The organism is Mesorhizobium sp. M7A.F.Ca.MR.148.00.0.0, assembly GCF_003997735.1.
GTDB lineage: Bacteria > Pseudomonadota > Alphaproteobacteria > Rhizobiales > Rhizobiaceae > Mesorhizobium.
Genome location: NZ_RZTB01000139.1, coordinates 1 through 2,936, shown reverse-complemented (window position 1 = coordinate 2,936; position 2,936 = coordinate 1). Strand labels below are relative to the sequence as shown.

1 protein-coding gene is annotated in these 2,936 nt (G+C 63.8%); it reads left to right on the top strand.

Annotation, left to right across the window (positions count from 1 at the left end; genetic code table 11):
* Nucleotides 1-2,936 (top strand): excinuclease ABC subunit UvrB (gene uvrB, locus EOB49_RS29665; RefSeq protein ID WP_281060576.1); only part of this gene is annotated, 2,936 nt, incomplete at both ends.

The following is a 2,936-nucleotide window of genomic DNA, read 5'->3' as shown; positions in this document are numbered from 1 at the left end:
CTCCCGATCAGAAAACGCCGCCGACGGCGAATGACGACCGCGCCGCGCCGAAGCGGCGCAGCCCGCTGACCGATTTCCTGGACGCTTCGGAACCGCTGCACAGAGGCGGCTTCGCCGAGATGCCGCAGCCGGAGCTCTCTGGCACGCCGCTGACCGGTTCGATCGCGGATTGGGCCGAGCAGATCGAGCAGGAGGCCGAGAAGGAAGGGCGTCTTGCCGGCAAGGGCGACGGCGGCAAATCGCCGAAGCCGTCGAAGAAGATACCCGAGCGTTCAAGCTCGCCGGGACGCAGTTCGCGCGGCACCTCGATGGGTGGGGCGGCGACGGCGAGGGAGCGCACGGCAGCGGGCCTCAACCCAGTCGCGGGTCTCGACATTTCGCTGGAAGACGCCGAGACGATGGCTTCGGGCAGCGTCACCGCGACGGTGGCGGCACTGTCGGCGCTGATCGAATCCGGCAATCCGCTGCACAAGGACGGTGTGCTGTGGACGCCGCACCGCCCTGCCCGCCCGGAAAAGTCCGAAGGCGGCATTGCCATCAAGATGGTGTCGGACTTCGAACCAGCCGGCGATCAGCCGACCGCGATCAAGGATCTGGTCGAAGGCGTCGACAACAACGACCGGACCCAGGTGCTGCTCGGCGTCACCGGCTCCGGAAAAACCTTCACCATGGCCAAGGTGATCGAGGAGACGCAGCGCCCTGCCTTGATCCTGGCGCCGAACAAGACGCTGGCGGCGCAGCTCTATTCCGAGTTCAAGAAATTCTTCCCGGAAAACGCCGTCGAGTATTTCGTCTCCTACTACGACTATTACCAGCCGGAAGCCTACGTCCCGCGCACCGACACCTTCATCGAGAAGGAATCCTCGATCAACGAGCAGATCGACCGCATGCGCCATTCGGCGACGCGTTCGCTGCTCGAGCGCGACGACGTCATCATCGTCGCCTCGGTGTCCTGCATCTACGGTATCGGCTCGGTCGAAACCTATACGGCGATGACCTTCCAGATGCAGATCGGCGACCGGCTCGACCAGCGCGCGTTGCTCGCCGATCTCGTCGCCCAGCAGTACAAGCGCCAGGACATCAATTTCGTTCGCGGCTCGTTCCGCGTGCGCGGCGACACGATCGAGATCTTCCCGGCCCACCTGGAAGACCGCGCCTGGCGCATCTCGATGTTCGGCGACGAGATCGAGCAGATCACCGAGTTCGACCCGCTCACCGGCCAGAAGACCGGCGAGCTGAAAAGCGTCAAGATCTACGCCAATTCGCACTATGTGACGCCGCGCCCGACGCTGAACCAGGCGATCAAGTCGATCAAGGAGGAGCTCAAGCACCGGCTGGTCGAACTGGAGCGGGCCGGCCGCCTGCTCGAGGCGCAGCGGCTGGAACAGCGCTGCCGCTTCGACCTCGAAATGCTGGAAGCCACCGGCTCCTGCGCCGGCATCGAGAACTATTCGCGCTATCTCACCGGCCGCCAGCCGGGTGATCCGCCGCCGACGCTGTTCGAGTACATTCCCGACAACGCACTGGTCTTCATCGATGAAAGCCATGTCACCGTGCCGCAGATCGGCGGCATGTATCGCGGCGACTTTCGCCGCAAGGCGACACTGGCCGAATACGGCTTCCGTCTGCCGTCCTGCATGGACAACCGGCCGCTGCGCTTCGAGGAATGGGATGCCATGCGTCCGCTTTCGGTCGCCGTCTCGGCGACCCCTGGCGGCTGGGAAATGGAGCAGGCCGGCGGCGTCTTCGCCGAACAGGTCATCCGCCCGACCGGCCTGATCGATCCTCCGGTCGAGGTTCGCCCGGCCAAGACCCAGGTCGACGATGTCGTCGGCGAAATCCGCGACACCACCAAGGCCGGCTACCGCACGCTGGTGACGGTGCTGACCAAGCGCATGGCCGAGGATTTGACCGAATATCTGCATGAGCAAGGCATCCGTGTCCGCTACATGCACTCCGACATCGACACGCTGGAGCGCATCGAGATCCTGCGCGATTTGCGCCTCGGCGCCTTCGACGTGCTGGTCGGCATCAACCTGCTGCGCGAGGGCCTCGACATTCCCGAATGCGGCTTCGTCGCCATTCTCGACGCCGACAAGGAAGGTTTCCTGCGCTCGGAAACCTCGCTGATCCAGACCATCGGCCGCGCCGCCAGAAACGTCGACGGCAAGGTCATCCTCTATGCCGACCAGGTGACCGGCTCGATGGAGCGGGCGATGGCCGAGACCAATCGCCGCCGCGAGAAGCAGATGGAGTGGAACGCGGCCAACGGCATCACGCCGGAATCGGTCAAGTCGCGCATCTCCGACATCCTGGATTCGGTCTACGAGAAAGACCATGTCCGCGCCGACATCTCGCAGTTCACCGACAGCGCCGGCGCCATGATGGGCAACAACCTCAAGGCCCATCTCGACGCGATGGAAAAGCAGATGCGCGATGCCGCAGCCAATCTCGACTTCGAGAAGGCGGCCCGGATCCGCGACGAGATCAAGCGTCTGCGAGAGATGGAATTGTCCATCTCCGAAGATCCACTGGCCAAATACGCCGATATGGAAAGTCCTGCCTCAGGCCGCGAAAAGGGCAAGCACAACAAGGGCGTGGCCAAACATCGTACAGCAGAGGAACAGGAGCGTTTCCGCAAGTTCGACGAAGCCCGTGCTGCCGAAGAGGCGGCCAAGGCTGCGCGGCCCAACCTCTTCCGCAAGCCTGATCTCGACGAGATGGGCGCCGATGGCGCCGTACCAGTGAAAAAACCGCTGTTTTCGAAACCCTCGATCGACGACATGGGTCCGGGCACCGACATGCCGACGCCGGCCGGCGCGGTGTCACGCTCGCTGTTCAAGAAACAGTCGGCCGAAGAGGCGCACGGCTCCGACTTCGGCATTCCCGGCGACGTCACCAAGCCACTGTTCAAGAAGAACTCGCTCGATGAAATG